The following is a 13943-nucleotide window of genomic DNA, read 5'->3' on the forward strand; positions in this document are numbered from 1 at the left end:
TCAGATATGTAAAATTTGCCTTCTGTCCCGGGCGACATATATGAGTTTACCGTATTTGGGACTTGGATGTTTTTTACCATCCGGATATTTCCATCGTTATCAATGAATCGTATATAGGCATAAAGGGTGTAATTTTGGGTATACTCAGTCTGCCCAAGCGCCTCGATTTTTCCTTCGATATGAGATAGGTTATTCATCTGTGCCTCCCCTCGAATGTTTGCGTTGTTCCATTTTGGATAAGTTTATGTTCAGGTCGTTTGGTCGCGTCGAAAAATGGGTCGAAAACCCTCTTATGTGTTTTCTATACCTTGCTTTTTATCGTCACGGGTCCCTGATACAACTTTAAGCGCAAGTCAGCGGCTCGGTCCTAATCATGCATTTGGCCACCGCCTCCTCTTGATAAATTACGGCTTCGATAGACGCATCACTTGCGACCACCTCGCCCGTGACCTTCAAAAACTCGATTTTCTGGTGATGAGCGAAGGTATCCATCGAACGCCCGGTTTAATTGTTTTTCTGGACAATGTTGGTTTTTCGGGATTAGAGCATCAGGGTCCGATCCGGGCCCATCAGGGGCGCGATACGTAACGTCCGTGGACGAAGCGTTCGCGGCCTTGGTAGTCGATTCGAAGCCATCCATTGGGTTCGTCGCCGAGCACCTCCAGTGATGTGCCGGCGGTTACCACGCCCACGGCGCGCGTATCCGCAGAGGGGCCGGACCGGACGTTAAGCGCCTCGGCCGTCACCCGGCCCAGCTCGATTTCGTGGTCGCTGCGGCCCCCCAACGACGACGGGGAAGACAGTAAGACCGGCATCAGGGCATCGTCCCAGGCGGCCACCAGGTGGCTGGCGCGGGAGAACCCCGGGTACACGTGCAGGCTGTCGTTGATGGCGAGCCCGACCGGCAGCACGGCGGGCTGCACGTTCAGCGCCCAGCGCGTGGCGTGCGCCACCCAGGGGCTGCCGGCGTCGTCGAGGTTGGCGACCAGATGCCCGACCGGGCCGGAACGCGGGTCGAGGGGCTCGCTGGCGGCGCGAAGCGTGAACGGAAGCAGGAAGAGGACGACCAGCAACAGGCCAACCAGAAGGAAGGCCTTGAGGGCGAAGTGGTGGGCGGACCACTCGGGCGCTTCGTCGTCCCCGGTCAGCAGCAGGTCGGTGCCCTTGACGAGGATCTTGCCCAGCGACAGGAACACCAGGAGCAGCGAGAGGACCATGGCGATGGGCGGCACGAGGACCGCGCGCAGGGCATCCTTGCCAGTGGCCTCGTATACCTGGCCGTTACCGAACAGGGTCGTTTCGGCTTCCAGTTCGGTGATGGTGTCCCGCACACGCCGTTCAATGCCGGGTTCGATCACGTTGAGGCGGAAGGCCTCGCGGTTCCAACCGGTGAGCATGGGCTCGATGTAGTCTTCGCCCATCTCTTCGCGCATGGCCTGCTGGACCTCGGGCAACCGCTCGAACCGAGCGAAGGTGAGGTCGGGCCCGGCGTCGAGACCCTCCGCTCGCATCTGCGCATCCCACTCTGCGCGCAGGTCGGCGTTTACCCGCGCATCGACGGCCGATTCGAAGACGGCGCGGTCGGCGACGGTCCAGTCCCAGGGCAGGTCGAGGCCTTCGCGCTCCAGGCGGTTGCGCACACGGCTGCTGGTGGTCGGGTGGGTGCGAAACTCGGCGATCGAGGTGATGTCGGGGCGGTAACCACCGCTTTCGCGCACGAAATCGCCCACCATGCCCGGGCGGATGCGCTTCTCGTAGTGCGCGGCATCGTTGGTGTAGTGGTAACGCTTGTCCTTCCAGCCACCGTCGCCTCCGCCCGCCCGGTCCAGCACCTGGCCGGCCACCGAGGCGCCACCCGAAATGACAGCCGCCAGCGCGGAACGGCCGAGATTTTCGGCGGCGGAGACCTCTTCCTCGATCAACCAGTAGCGGGGTTCGTACTGATCGAGATCGATGCGGGCCATGTCGCCGTCGTACTGGCGCCGGGCGGTTCGGGCGCAGAAGGCCCGCTCGCCGCAGCGCTCCATGCGTTGGAAGTAGCGATACACCACGGGCGCGGCCTCGTCGGCGCGGGCGCGCACGCGGCCATTGAATGCCTGCACCCCCTGCTGGTATTCCTGCCAGCCGGACTGGATCTCGGTTTCCATGGTTTCGCGATAGCGCGCGACCTCCGAGTCACTGGATTCCACGCGGTCGTGATAGGACTGCGCGGCATCGGCATAACGGCGGTAGTTGGTACGCACGTCGGTGACGAACGTCTGGTACTCCTCCCAGTAGGTCTCGAAGTCGTCCGCGACCGCCTGGCGCAGGTGCTGGCGCAGGATCGGGAGGCGCTGACCCTCGAGGGTCTCGACCAGGCGGGCATCGGCAAACACGAGCCCGCCAAAGATGGTCAGGAAGGTCTTGGCGGCGGGTGTCTGCATCGCGTCCTCGCCGAGATCCAGGCCTTCGATCTCGACCGTGTTGCTAGCGAGCGCGGCGCGCAGTAGCTGGGTGAAGTGTGCGCGCTGACGTTCCTCGGCCGTGCTCGGCTCGATCAGGATGCGTTCGATCGCCACCTTCTGGCCCAGGAACATCACGGACCAGCCGACCAGGAAGATCATCAGATAAGCGCCCAGGCGCACCGACAGGGCGCGCACGGCCAGCCAGCGTGAGGCGGTCTCGGCCAGGAGCAGGGCAAAGCCGAAGCCGGCCAGGGTCCTCCCCAGCAACTCGATGTGATGCAGCCGTTCCGGCGACAGGGCGTCCCCGCCGGCGTACTGGACCAGGACGCCGTTAAAGGCGACCTCGAGGACCACGTACAGCGCCAGCAGCAGGAGAAACAGCACCGGGGCAGAGGGAAGACGCAACAGGAACACGCGGCTACTCCTCCAGCCGGATGCGAATGGGGCTGGACTCGCCGAAATCCACCTCGCCCCCTTCGACCCGTTCGGGCAGGCTGAAGTCCGGGCGCGCGCTACCACTGGTAGCTGCCTGTCGAACGCCCCCGGCTCGGGCATCCGACAGCGCTCGCACCCCGGAGTCCAGGGTCAAGTACAGGTCCTCCCGGGCGTAAGTTGCCTGGGTCTCGAGGTCACGCAGGTCGGCTTCCGCAGGGAGTGCGGCGATCAGTTCTCCGGCCGGCGTCCTGGGGGTGTAGTCGCCGCGGGGTTCGGGGAGGCCCGCGATGCGACCGCAGAACTGATAGACCGAGCTGTCCATGATCGCGATATCCGGAGCGCGACCTCGCTGCTTCAGGGAACGGATCGCGTCCTCGTGATACTCCGGCGCATTGATGGTGTAGGTGGCCACCTGACGCAGCCCAGCGGCGCGTGCCCGCTAGCGCAGCCCCGGCACTTCGGCGTAGCGACGCACGTCCAGATGCAGGCCGGCGTTGGGGCCCAATGTGTCGTGGATCCGCCGAAGAGCGGCGGTCGACGTGTGATCGCGCGCCCGGACGCCGTACCACCAGGTCGCGACGTCGGCGCTCAGCTCCAGGGCCTCGCGATTGCGTTCATACAGAGGATCCTGCGAAACCGCACCCTGGAGCCGCGCGCGCAAGATGCGCAGGGACTCCCGGTGGGGGCTCTGAATCAGGCCCAGGTACACATCGGGGTTCAACGTTCGCAGATAACGCAGGGTCTCGAGATCGCCGCTGGAGTAGCTGTAGCGGCCCGCACCCAGGTGGCGGTGCACCATGGCATTCAGTTGGTACAGGGCGCCTTCGCCGGCCTTGGACTTGATGTCGATATTGAGGATCTGGCCTTCGGGCGCGGAGAGGCGGAAGGCGTGCAGGGCATGGGCCAGGGTCGGGGGACGTTCATCGACCAGGCGACCGGTATTGGTATCGCGCACCTGCAGCGCGCGCCACCCGGGCAGGAACATCCGGTCAAGGCGCTCGCGCTGACCATCCCGACGGCCCGTTGCGCGGCCGGTTCGGGTGTCGTGATGGAGGACCCAGGTGCCGTCGAACAGCCGCATGACATCGATCTCGACCGAATCGAATCCGCCCTCGGCCGCCCGCTGGATGGAACTCAGCGTGTTTTCGTGGGCATCCGGGTCGCCCCGATGCGCCTCCAGACGCAGATCTCCGCATGGGGCCTCGGCGGCGGGCACGACTTCCCCGAAGTAATTAAGGTAGGTACCGCGGTCCCACAGCGCGAGCTGCATGTCGATGGTGCGCTCGTCGGGCTCGCGGAGCGCACCGGGCGGCAGATGCCGCAAGGCGGCGGGACCGTCCGCGGGGGCAACACGCCGGGGCTCCGGCGTGGGGTCGGCCGTCGGCCCCGGAACACCGGGCACAGTCGCACAACCGCCGAGCATTGATGCCAGCAGGAAGGCCGCGATCGAAGATCCCTTTCTTGTTGTCATGAAGCCGCCTTCGAATCCGGGATCCTTCCCGTAAGCGCCCAGTGGAGGGGCGAGTGCGCGCCAGAATTTAGCAAGGGGCCCGGAAAAAGGGAAACGCCATGCCGGCTTCCAGTGCGCCTCCAGCAGGTTGAGACACTCGTCGAAAGAGCGCACAGAACTGACAAGGACAAGCCCGCTGAGCGATCATGGAGCATAGGTCACGCGAGGCTACCGATGGAAACCGGATACGCCAGGGAGATGGGTGGCCGCGCCGAGCAACAGGACGCGGTGACCGTGCTACAAAACGCGGACGGGCAGAGCGCCCTGCTGCTGGTCGCGGACGGAATGGGCGGCCACGAGGGCGGGGCACGCGCCTCGCACGCCGCGATCGCGACCGCCGAACGCCTGTGGACCCGCTACGCGGGGCAGGCTGCCGATGCCCGTGACCTGCTCCACGCTCTCTTCCACGAGACCCATGCAGCCTTGCTGGAGGCCGGGGGTACCGATCCGTCACAACGCCCCGGCACCACGCTGGTGGCACTGTATGTGACCCCGACCTCCGCCTGCTGGGCCCATTGCGGCGACAGCCGGCTGTACCACTTCGAGGGCGACACCCTTCAGCGACGCACGCGCGATCACACCCGGGTCCAGCAGCTGGTCGACGAGGGGGTAATAAGCGAGGCGCAAATGGCAACGCACCCGGAGCAGAACCGGCTATTGCGAGGCCTCGGCGTGGTCGACCCGATCGAGGTGGACTACGCCGAGGCCCCCGTCACCCGTCACACGCGCTTCTTGTTGTGCTCGGACGGCTTCTGGGAACAGATCGAACCGATGGAGATCGAGGAACTGCTGGACAGCCCGGACCTCGACACGGCCACCGCGCGCGCAGCCGTCGAAGCGGCGCGACGCGGCGGGCCCAAGGGTGACAACGTGGCCCTGGCAGCATGGCGGAGCGGGCCGCCGCGCAGGCGTCTCTGGCGCCGGCACCTGAAGGCGCGCATTGGGCCCACCCTGGGCCTTCTGGCGCTACTGGCTGCGGCCCTTGCGATCCTGCTGTGGCCGCTGGACTGATGCCGACCGTATACTCGCGGACTCGCCGAGCCGCACCAGTCCTTGCCATGATGCCAGCCCACACCACGCTGCTTCGCCTCGTCTCGCTTGTCGTACTGACAGCGTTCCTGTCCGGCTGTGCGCAGCTACAGGGCTTGTTCGACCCCGAGGCGGAGTCTACCGAGGACGAGGTCGTCGCGACCGACGAGGCCCCGTCCGACCCGATCGCCCGTGAGGAGCAGGACGAGCGCCTCAAGATCGCCGAGATCGTGCAGCTCTTGCAGGGCGGCGAGATGGACCGGGCACGCTCGGCACTAGACCGGATCCTCGCAGATGATCCGGGCAACCCCGCCGCCCGCGGCCTGCGTGAACAGCTCTCCGGGGATCCGCAGGCGACCCTGGGCGAGGCCTATTTCGTTCACACGGTGGAGCCGGGCGACAGCCTGGGCGGGCTGGCGCGTGAGCACCTCGGCGATGCCACCCGCTTTGTGATCCTTGCACGCTACAACGACATCGAACGCCCGGACCGGCTGCTCGTCGGGCAACGGCTGCGCATCCCGCGGGATGCAGCGGGGCCGCAACGTGGCGAGACCGATCTGGACGAACAGCTGATGGCTCTGGACCCCGACGCCGCGCCCGGCGTCAGCGAGGACGGTTTGCGCCGCGCCATCGAGGCCGACCTGGCAGCCGGGCGTTATGGCGCGGCGCTGGAGGTCGTGGAGCTGGCCCGCGAACACCCCGAGGCGCAGAACGAATGGGCCAGCTGGCTGGACCCGCTGGCGCGCGACGCGACGATCGGCTACTGGCACCGGCGGGGCGTGGAGGCGCGCGCGGCAGGCGCGACCGAAGAGGCGCTGGAGGCCTTCGGCCGGGTGCTCGAACAGGACCCGCAACACGCGACCGCGCGCCAGCACCTTGACGAGCTGGAGCAACAGCGCAAGGAGGCCCTGCACGCGGAGGCCATCGTGCGCTACCGCAACCAGGACCTGGAGACCGCCATCGCATTGTGGGACGAGGCCCTGGCGATCGACCCCGGGTTCGAGGCGGCGCGCGGCTATCGCCTGCGAGCCCTGGAACTGCAGCGTCGCCTGAATGCCCTGGACCGCGAGAACGGCCGGAGTTAATCCGTAGCGGTACGTCTTGAGGTGGCTTCGATCGGCAACTCGTCGGATGCGAGCTCCTGGGTGCGGTCGCCGTCAGCAACCGGCCCGGCAGCGCTGCGCTCGGGCGTCCCGGCGACCCGGCGCTTCATGCGCGCCTCCAGCGAGTCGGCCATCGCGTTGTAGGCACTGAAGACCCGCTCGAAGTCGTCGTGTCGACGGGCACGGATCCGGGTATCGAGCCGCCCCTGACCGATCTGGTCCAGCGCCCCGCGCAGGCGGTCCAGCGGCGCCTGAAGACGCCGGGCGAGCACGTAGGCCCCCAGGAGCACCGCGAGGAGGGTGACCAGCGTGAGCATCAGCAAGGCCATGAAGGTGGCCTCGTTCGCCGCGCGCAGCGACCCCGTGGACAGCCCGACCTGGAGTTGCCCAAGGTGATGATCCTGGTAGCGAACCGGGGCCTCGAACATGAACAGCTCTGCGCCATCCCGCCCGGTGACGGACCACACGGCCTGGCCGTCGCGACGCTGAAGCAGGCGGTCCTCGGAAGGCGGCTCGTAGGGCTGGCCCAGGGCCTCCGGGTCGCTGCTGGCCACCACCTCGCCGCGGTGGTCCACGACGCTCAGCAGGGCAATCTCCCGGTTCGCCTGCATGTCGCGCAGGCGGCCCTGGACCGCGATGGTGTCCTCCAGCAACAGGTCCTCGGCACTCTCCACCGAGATGATCTGCGCCAGCGTGGCCCCATAGTCAAACGCCAGATCGGTCATCACCTCGTTCTGCTTCTGGTGTACCAGCGTACCGCCGACAACCAGGGTGACCGCCACCAGTGCCCCCATGACCGCGGCCCAGCGCAGACGCAGCGGGATGATCCGACGCCCGGCACCTGCCCGTTCGCGCTCGGCGCGTTGCTCGTCGATACGCTCGAGGTCCACCAGTAGCTCGCCGGCCGACTGGTAGCGCTCGTCCGGCTCCTTCGCCAGCAGGCGCAGCACCAGCTCGATCAGTTCCTGCGGACAGTCGCGCACGATGACCCGCGGTGCGGGGACCGAATCCTTGACCACCCGGGTCAGCAGGGTCTCGACATCATGCCCGCGAAACGGGGTGGCCCCCGTCAGGAGCTCGTACAGCACCACGCCCACGGAATAGAGATCGGCACGAGCGTCGGTATCGCGGCCACGGACCTGCTCCGGCGCCATATAGTGCGGCGATCCTGCGATATAGCCGTCGTCGTCCTCGGCAAGCCAGTCGTCGTCGGCGCGCCAGTCGGGGTCCCTGAGGGTGCGGGCAATGCCGAAGTCCATCACCTTGATGTTCGCCGTGGCGCTGGTGACGATGATGTTCTCGGGCTTGATGTCGCGGTGCACGACGCCATGCCGGTGCGCATAGTCCAGGGCCTCCACCAGCTGGATGGCGATCTTCAGGACATTGCGCAGCAGCAGCGGGCGGAACTGTTCCGCGAACTCCGCGAGGGTGATGCCGTCCAGCAGCTCCATCGCGATGAACGGCTGCTGATCCGACTCGCCGACATCGAAGATGGTGACGATGCCCGGGTGGGTCAGGGTGCCGGCGGCGCGCGCCTCGGCCAGGAAGCGCCGGCGGTACTCGGGCCGTCGGGCGTAGTCCGGCTGCAGGCACTTGATCGCCAGCGGACGCCGGATATCCGGGTCATAGCCGCGATGGATGACAGCCATCGCACCGCGCCCGATCTCCTCGCCGACCCCGTAGCGTCCGATCCGCTGCATGCTCCGGCGACCCTGAGCCTCAAACCGTCTCGAGCAGGATGCGCGCGACGACCGCCAGTACCAGGACCGCCACCGCGATGCCCAGCCAGCGCCAGCGTGACCGAGGCCCACGGCCAGGCCGGGCATCGGAACCGTCGTCGCGGCGGCGGAACACGAACTCGGCCCGCCCGAAACGGACGTGGTCGCCGTCCTTCAGCGCAGCCTCGTGCACCTTCTCGTCGTTCACCCAGGTGCCGTTGGTGGACAAGAGATTGACCACCCGGCATTCGCCGCCGTCGTTGACCAGCCAGGCATGCTGCGAGGAGACGCTGCCCTCCTGCAGAACGATGTCATTGGTCGCCTGACGGCCCACCGAGCGCTTGCCCGGTTTCAAGGTCAGGCGCTGCTGGCCGAAGGGCTCGGAGATCCCCACCAGCACCGGGTGGCCGCCGGGGGGTGCCCCCTCGCTGGCGGTGTCCGCGGCACTTTCCTGCTCGGGCAAGGCCTGTCCCTGAAACAGCATTGTCCCCTGCGGCCCGCTGCGGCCGGCATCCCTGCGTCGTCCCTGATCGCTCATACATCCCCCTGCTTCACGAGCCTTGCGTGGCCCTGTTTTTCGGGTTGGCACTTGCTCGAGTATGCACGGGCGGCGCGCACCAAAACAACGAATGCGTCACACCATGAAAGGGCCTGCTATGCTCCGGCCATCCGCCCATCACGACAAGGAGTCTGAACATGGAACAGGACACCACCAACGGGGCCGACCTCCGTGGACTGATCGAACCGCTCGTTCGCGGGAAGTTTAAGGGCGACGCTTAGCCATTCGCGCCCTCGCGTTGGCGCCCCATTTTTTCCGAGACCAGGCGCGGCGCGCAGCCGGTAGTGGTGCTACCGGCAAGTGACGCAACGCAGGATCGGGGAAAATGGGGTGCCAACCCCGAAGGGGCTCGGCCGATTTTGCCCGCTGACAGCGTTGCGGCTCTTTTGTGCAGAGTGACTGCACGGCAGACACCGCGCCTTGTCAGCACGCAAAATCGACTCGAGCGCGAGGGCGCGAATGGCTAAGCGTCGCCCTGAATGCAGTTGATCGGGGTGATGATGATCATCTCGGGCGTGCTGACCGCCCTGTCGATCATCGGCATCATCATTGCCTGGATCCCGATCTGGGCCGGCGTGGTGCTGATGCAGGCCGCCGGCGCCTCCCAGCGCGCCTACGAAAGTGCCGATCCGGAAGCGATCAAGTACGCCCTCGGCCGCCTGCGCATCTACTTCACCATCTTTGGCGTGCTGCTGCTGATCTACCTGATCCTGATGGTCCTGGGCATGCTCTTCGGCATCGGCGCCGGTCTGATGGGCGGCTTCGGCCACATGCAGTAGAGTGCCCCCCGGCCGCGTCATGGCGAGCCCCCGGAAGGGGGCGTGGCAGACGAACACGAACACACCCGACGGCCGCCGTTGGGGCCGCAAGCGGCCTACCGATAGCCAGGTCGGACGCAACGTCCGGTGGGGCCAGAGGCAGATTGCTTCGTCGCTGCGCTCCTCGCAATGACGAGGATGTCGCTCAGACCTCGCGGTAAATCTGTGCGCCCTTGTTGACGAACTCGACCGCCTTCTCCTGCATCCCCTTCTTCAGGGCCTCGTCTTCGGAGACGCCCTGGGCCGCGGCGTAGTCGCGCACGTCCTGGGTAATCTTCATGGAGCAGAAGTTGGGACCGCACATGGAGCAGAAGTGGGCGACCTTGTGCGCGTCCTTGGGCAGGGTCTCGTCGTGGAATTCGCGCGCGCGTTCCGGGTCCAGCGCCAGGTTGAACTGGTCCTCCCAGCGGAACTCGAAGCGCGCCTTGGACAGCGCGTTGTCCTGCAGCTGCGCGCCGGGAAAGCCCTTGGCGAGATCGGCCGCATGGGCCGCAATCTTGTAGGTGATAATGCCGTCGCGCACGTCCTGCTTGTTGGGCAGGCCCAGATGCTCCTTCGGCGTCACGTAGCAGAGCATCGCGGTGCCGTACCAGCCGATGTTGGCCGCGCCGATCCCGGAGGTGATGTGGTCGTAGGCCGGGGCGATATCGGTGACCAGCGGGCCGAGAGTGTAAAACGGCGCCTCGAAGCAGTCTTCCAGCTCCTTGTCGACGTTCTCCTTCACCTTCTGCAGCGGGACGTGGCCGGGGCCTTCGATCATCACCTGCACGTCGTGCGCCCAGGCCTTCTGCGTCAGCTCGCCCAGGGTCTCCAGCTCGCCGAACTGCGCGGCGTCGTTGGCGTCGGCCAGGCAGCCAGGGCGCAGCCCGTCACCGAGGGAGAACGAGACGTCGAACGCCTTCATGATCTCGCAGATCTCGTCGAAACGGGTGTAGAGGAAGTTCTCCTCGTGATGCGCCAGGCACCACTTGGCCATGATCGATCCACCGCGCGAGACGATGCCGGTCACCCGATCGGCGGTCAGCGGCACGTACTGCAACCGCACGCCGGCATGGATGGTGAAGTAGTCCACACCCTGTTCGGCCTGCTCGATCAGGGTGTCGCGGAACAGTTCCCAGGTCAGGTCCTCGGGCTTGCCGTCGACCTTCTCCAGCGCCTGGTAAATCGGCACGGTACCGATCGGCACCGGCGAGTTGCGCAGGATCCACTCGCGGGTCTCGTGGATGTTCTTGCCGGTGGACAGGTCCATCAGGGTGTCGCCGCCCCAGCGCGCGGACCATACGAGCTTCTCGACCTCCTCCTCGATCGAGGAGGAGACCGCGGAGTTGCCGATGTTGGTGTTCACCTTCACCCGGAAGTTGCGGCCGATGATCATCGGCTCCAGCTCCGGGTGGTTGATGTTGGCCGGAATGATCGCGCGGCCGCGGGCGATTTCGTCACGCACGAACTCGGGCGTGATCGCCTCGGGGATGGACGCCCCGAAGGACTCGCCGGCGTGCTGGCGCAGCAGCTTCTTGTAGCGCGGGTCGGCGCGCAGCTCCTGCAGGCGGTTGTTCTCGCGGATGGCGACGAACTCCATCTCCGGTGTGATGGTCCCCTGGCGGGCGTAGTGCATCTGCGAGACGTTCGCCCCGGCATGCGCGCGGCGCGGCGGGCGGATGTGCTCGAAGCGCAGGCTGGCCAGTTCCGGGTCGGCGGCGCGGGCGCGGCCGTATTCGGAGCTCGGGCCATCCTGCCATTCGGTGTCGCCGCGCTCGTCAATCCAGCCGCCGCGCAGATCCGTCAGGCCCTGGCGCAGATCGATGGTCGCGTCCGGATCCGTGTACGGGCCCGAGGTGTCGTAGACCGGGATCGGCGGGTTCTCTTCCGGGGTGCCGGAGGTCAGCGTGGGGCTTTGTGCGACCTGGCGGAACGGCACGCGGATATCCGGGCGCGAACCCTGCACGAAGACCTTCTCGGAATTGGGAAACGGGCGCGTGACGTCGGCGGAGACCTGGGCGGTCTTGCGGGCGAAGGACTCGGGAATGGCGCTCATACGGTGACCTCTGCGATGCGGATGTGGCAGCAGAGGGAACAGAACGGGCCGGACAGACTGCGAACGGGGCGCGCGCGGACTGGATCGAGCACCGAGCTTCCCTCCGCCAGCGTTAACTGGTTCAGGTTCAAGGGGACTCTCTCAGCTCGCATCGATCGCGGGCACCCCCAGCTCTGACGGATGAGTGTACCGCACAGAGGGCGGCGGCGGGACCAACAAGACAGCGCGCTCCGGTGTTTTGCGTTAGATTATCGCTTTGTGACAACCTTCGCGCCGCCATGTCCCCCAAGAACTTCGTCTTCGAGCTGTTTGGCCGTTCCCCGGTACGCCCGCTACAGGCGCACATGGAAAAGGTGCGCGCCTGCATCGCCGAGCTCCCGCCGTTCATGGAGGCCATGGCCCGCGACGACTGGGAGACCGCGCGGGTACAGCAGAAGAAGATTTCGAAGCTGGAACGCGAGGCGGACCGCCTGAAGAAGGACCTGCGCCTGCACCTGCCCAAGGGCATGATGCTGGCCATGTCGCGCCGCGACGTGCTCGACACCCTGCTGATCCAGGACCGCATCGCCAACATGGCGAAAGACATCGCCGGGCTGATGCTGGGCCGGCAGATGCAGTTCCCCGACAACATGGGCGAGCCGCTGAAGCGCTTCCTCGATCGCAGCGTGGATGCGGTCGACCAGGCCGGCCGGGCAATCAACGAGCTGGACGAACTGGTGGAGGCGGGCTTCCGCGGCCACGAGGTCGAGGTCGTCAACGGCATCCTCACTGAGCTGGACCAGATCGAGCACGAGTCCGACGAGGCCCAGCGCGAGGTGCGCGAGATCCTGTTCGCGCAGGAGGCCGAACTACCCCCGGTCAACGTGATGTTCATGTATCGCGTAATCGACTCCATCGGCGAGCTGGCCGACCTGGCCCAGCGTGTAGGCAGCCGCCTGCAGCTGATGCTCGCCAAGTAACCACCGGCACCCAGGCACAGGCACCGAGGACGGCATGGAATACAGCACCCTGTTGCTCGGCCTTGCAGTGATCTTCGGCCTGTTCATGGCCTGGGGCATCGGCGCCAACGACGTTGCCAATGCCATGGGCACCTCGGTGGGCTCACGCGCGCTGACGATTCGCCAGGCGGTGTTTGTAGCCGCGATCTTCGTGTTCTCCGGGGCCTGGCTGGCCGGCGGCGAGGTCACCCAGACCATTCGAAGCGGGATGGTCGACTCCAGCCTGATGGCCGACAACCCCGAATTGCTCGTTTACGGGATGCTGGCGGCCCTGGCAGCCGCCGGGACCTGGCTGATGGTCGCCTCCTATTTTGGCTGGCCGGTCTCCACGACCCACTCCATCATTGGCGCCATCGTCGGCTTTGCCGTGGTCGGCCTCGGCTTCGAGGTGGTTCGCTGGGAACGTGTCGGCACCATCGCGATGTCCTGGGTGGTCTCGCCGCTCGTCGGCGGGATGATCGCCTTTGCCCTGTTCCGCAGTGTGCAGATCCTGATCCTCGATACCGTCGATCCGCTGAAGAACGCCAAGCGCTGGGCGCCGCTCTATATCTTCCTCACGGCCTTTGTCACGGCACTGGTAACGATGTTCAAGGGCCTGACCCACGTCGGCCTGGACCTCACGCCCGTGCAGGCCTATGGCTTCGCGATCCTGATCAGCGCCATCGTGGTCGTGCTCGGGATGATGGCAATCCGGCGCCTGCGCTTTGACGATCCCACCGGCGTGGGCGAGGAAGGCTCCCATTTCGCCAATGTCGAGAAGGTGTTCGGCATCCAGATGGTGGTGACCGGGTGCGCGATGGCCTTTGCCCTGGGCTCCAACGACGTCGCCAATGCCGTCGGCCCGCTGGCTGCAGTCGTGGACGTGATCCAGACCGGCGATGTGAGCACCGAGACTGTCGTGCCCATGTGGGTGCTGCTGCTGGGTGGGGTCGGCATCGTGTTCGGCCTGTTCACCTACGGCCACAAGGTGATCGCGACCGTGGGCACCGGGATCACCCAGCTCACCCCCAGCCGCGGCTATGCCGCCACCGCCGCGGCGGCGGCCACCGTGGTCCTGGCCTCCGGCACCGGCCTGCCGATCTCCACTACCCATACCCTAGTGGGCGCGATCCTCGGCGTGGGCCTGGCGCGCGGGATTGCCGCGATCAATCTGGGGCTGGTGCGGATGATCTTCCTGTCCTGGATCGTGACCCTGCCGGCCGGCGCGATCCTCGCGGTGGCCTACTTCTACATCCTGCGCGGTATCCTCGGATAAGTTGGCCCCGGTCTCCGGACGTTCCAGTCCGGGGTCCGG

10 protein-coding genes, 1 pseudogene and 1 riboswitch are annotated in these 13943 nt (G+C 66.3%); of the genes and pseudogenes, 5 read left to right on the plus strand and 6 right to left on the minus strand.

All coding sequences use genetic code 11. The features are described from left to right. Positions 1-569: 569 nt before the first annotated feature. From F618_RS0100885 to F618_RS15170, 3 genes are read right to left on the minus strand one after another with little or no spacing between them, the layout of a single operon-like run. Positions 570-2858 carry an SH3 domain-containing protein gene (locus F618_RS0100885; protein ID WP_019567525.1) on the minus strand — a complete coding sequence of 763 codons (2289 nt, stop codon included), beginning with the start codon at positions 2856-2858 and terminating at the stop codon, positions 570-572. Positions 2859-2862: 4 nt separating this feature from the next. Continuing rightward, positions 2863-3291 carry a hypothetical protein gene (locus tag F618_RS0100890; RefSeq protein ID WP_019567526.1) on the minus strand — a complete coding sequence of 143 codons (429 nt, stop codon included), beginning with the start codon at positions 3289-3291 and terminating at the stop codon, positions 2863-2865. 27 nt (positions 3292-3318) lie between these two features. Next, the gene (locus tag F618_RS15170) at positions 3319-4350 is read right to left on the minus strand and encodes a glycerophosphodiester phosphodiesterase (protein ID WP_081620838.1); all 1032 of its coding nucleotides are present in this window, start codon (positions 4348-4350) and stop codon (positions 3319-3321) included. A gap of 213 nt (positions 4351-4563) precedes the next feature. On the opposite strand from F618_RS15170, the gene F618_RS0100900 reads away from it, so the two are divergent. Together F618_RS0100900 and F618_RS0100905 are read left to right on the plus strand one after the other, a co-directional pair. Beyond that, positions 4564-5400 (plus strand): PP2C family serine/threonine-protein phosphatase, encoded by an 837-nt coding sequence (locus F618_RS0100900; protein WP_019567528.1) that lies wholly within the window; start codon positions 4564-4566, stop codon positions 5398-5400. A gap of 47 nt (positions 5401-5447) precedes the next feature. Beyond that, positions 5448-6503, plus strand: coding sequence for a LysM domain-containing protein (locus tag F618_RS0100905; RefSeq protein ID WP_019567529.1), 1056 nt, complete (start codon positions 5448-5450; stop codon positions 6501-6503). On the opposite strand, the gene F618_RS0100910 is transcribed toward F618_RS0100905, so the two are convergent. Further along, a complete protein-coding gene (locus tag F618_RS0100910; RefSeq protein ID WP_018950887.1) occupies positions 6500-8221 on the minus strand; it encodes a serine/threonine-protein kinase in 1722 nt (573 codons plus the stop codon). The two genes, F618_RS0100905 and F618_RS0100910, sit on opposite strands and share 4 nt — an antisense overlap. A gap of 19 nt (positions 8222-8240) precedes the next feature. Then, positions 8241-8723 carry an FHA domain-containing protein gene (locus F618_RS0100915; RefSeq protein WP_018937493.1) on the minus strand — a complete coding sequence of 161 codons (483 nt, stop codon included), beginning with the start codon at positions 8721-8723 and terminating at the stop codon, positions 8241-8243. A gap of 554 nt (positions 8724-9277) precedes the next feature. Here F618_RS0100915 and F618_RS0100925 point away from each other — a divergent pair. Further along, positions 9278-9577: pseudogene (locus tag F618_RS0100925) on the plus strand (DUF5362 family protein); the annotation flags it as partial. Between the two features lie 184 nt (positions 9578-9761). Here F618_RS0100925 and thiC read toward each other — a convergent pair. After that, entirely contained in the window at positions 9762-11651 is a 1890-nt protein-coding gene (gene thiC / locus F618_RS0100930) for a phosphomethylpyrimidine synthase ThiC (RefSeq protein ID WP_018937495.1), read from the minus strand. Positions 11652-11732: 81 nt separating this feature from the next. Beyond that, a riboswitch (TPP riboswitch) is annotated at positions 11733-11830 on the minus strand. A 99-nt stretch (positions 11831-11929) separates the two neighbouring features. On the opposite strand from thiC, the gene F618_RS0100935 reads away from it, so the two are divergent. Together F618_RS0100935 and F618_RS0100940 are read left to right on the plus strand one after the other, a co-directional pair. Further along, positions 11930-12610, plus strand: a complete 681-nt coding sequence (locus tag F618_RS0100935; RefSeq protein ID WP_018144982.1) for a TIGR00153 family protein — start codon at positions 11930-11932, stop codon at positions 12608-12610. Between the two features lie 34 nt (positions 12611-12644). Beyond that, positions 12645-13904: an inorganic phosphate transporter gene (locus F618_RS0100940; protein WP_019567530.1), complete on the plus strand. Its 1260-nt coding sequence runs from the start codon at positions 12645-12647 to the stop codon at positions 13902-13904. The last annotated feature ends 39 nt before the right edge of the window (positions 13905-13943 follow it).

This window comes from Thioalkalivibrio sp. ALMg13-2, assembly GCF_000381185.1.
In the GTDB taxonomy this organism is placed as follows: Bacteria; Pseudomonadota; Gammaproteobacteria; order Ectothiorhodospirales; family Ectothiorhodospiraceae; genus Thioalkalivibrio; species Thioalkalivibrio versutus.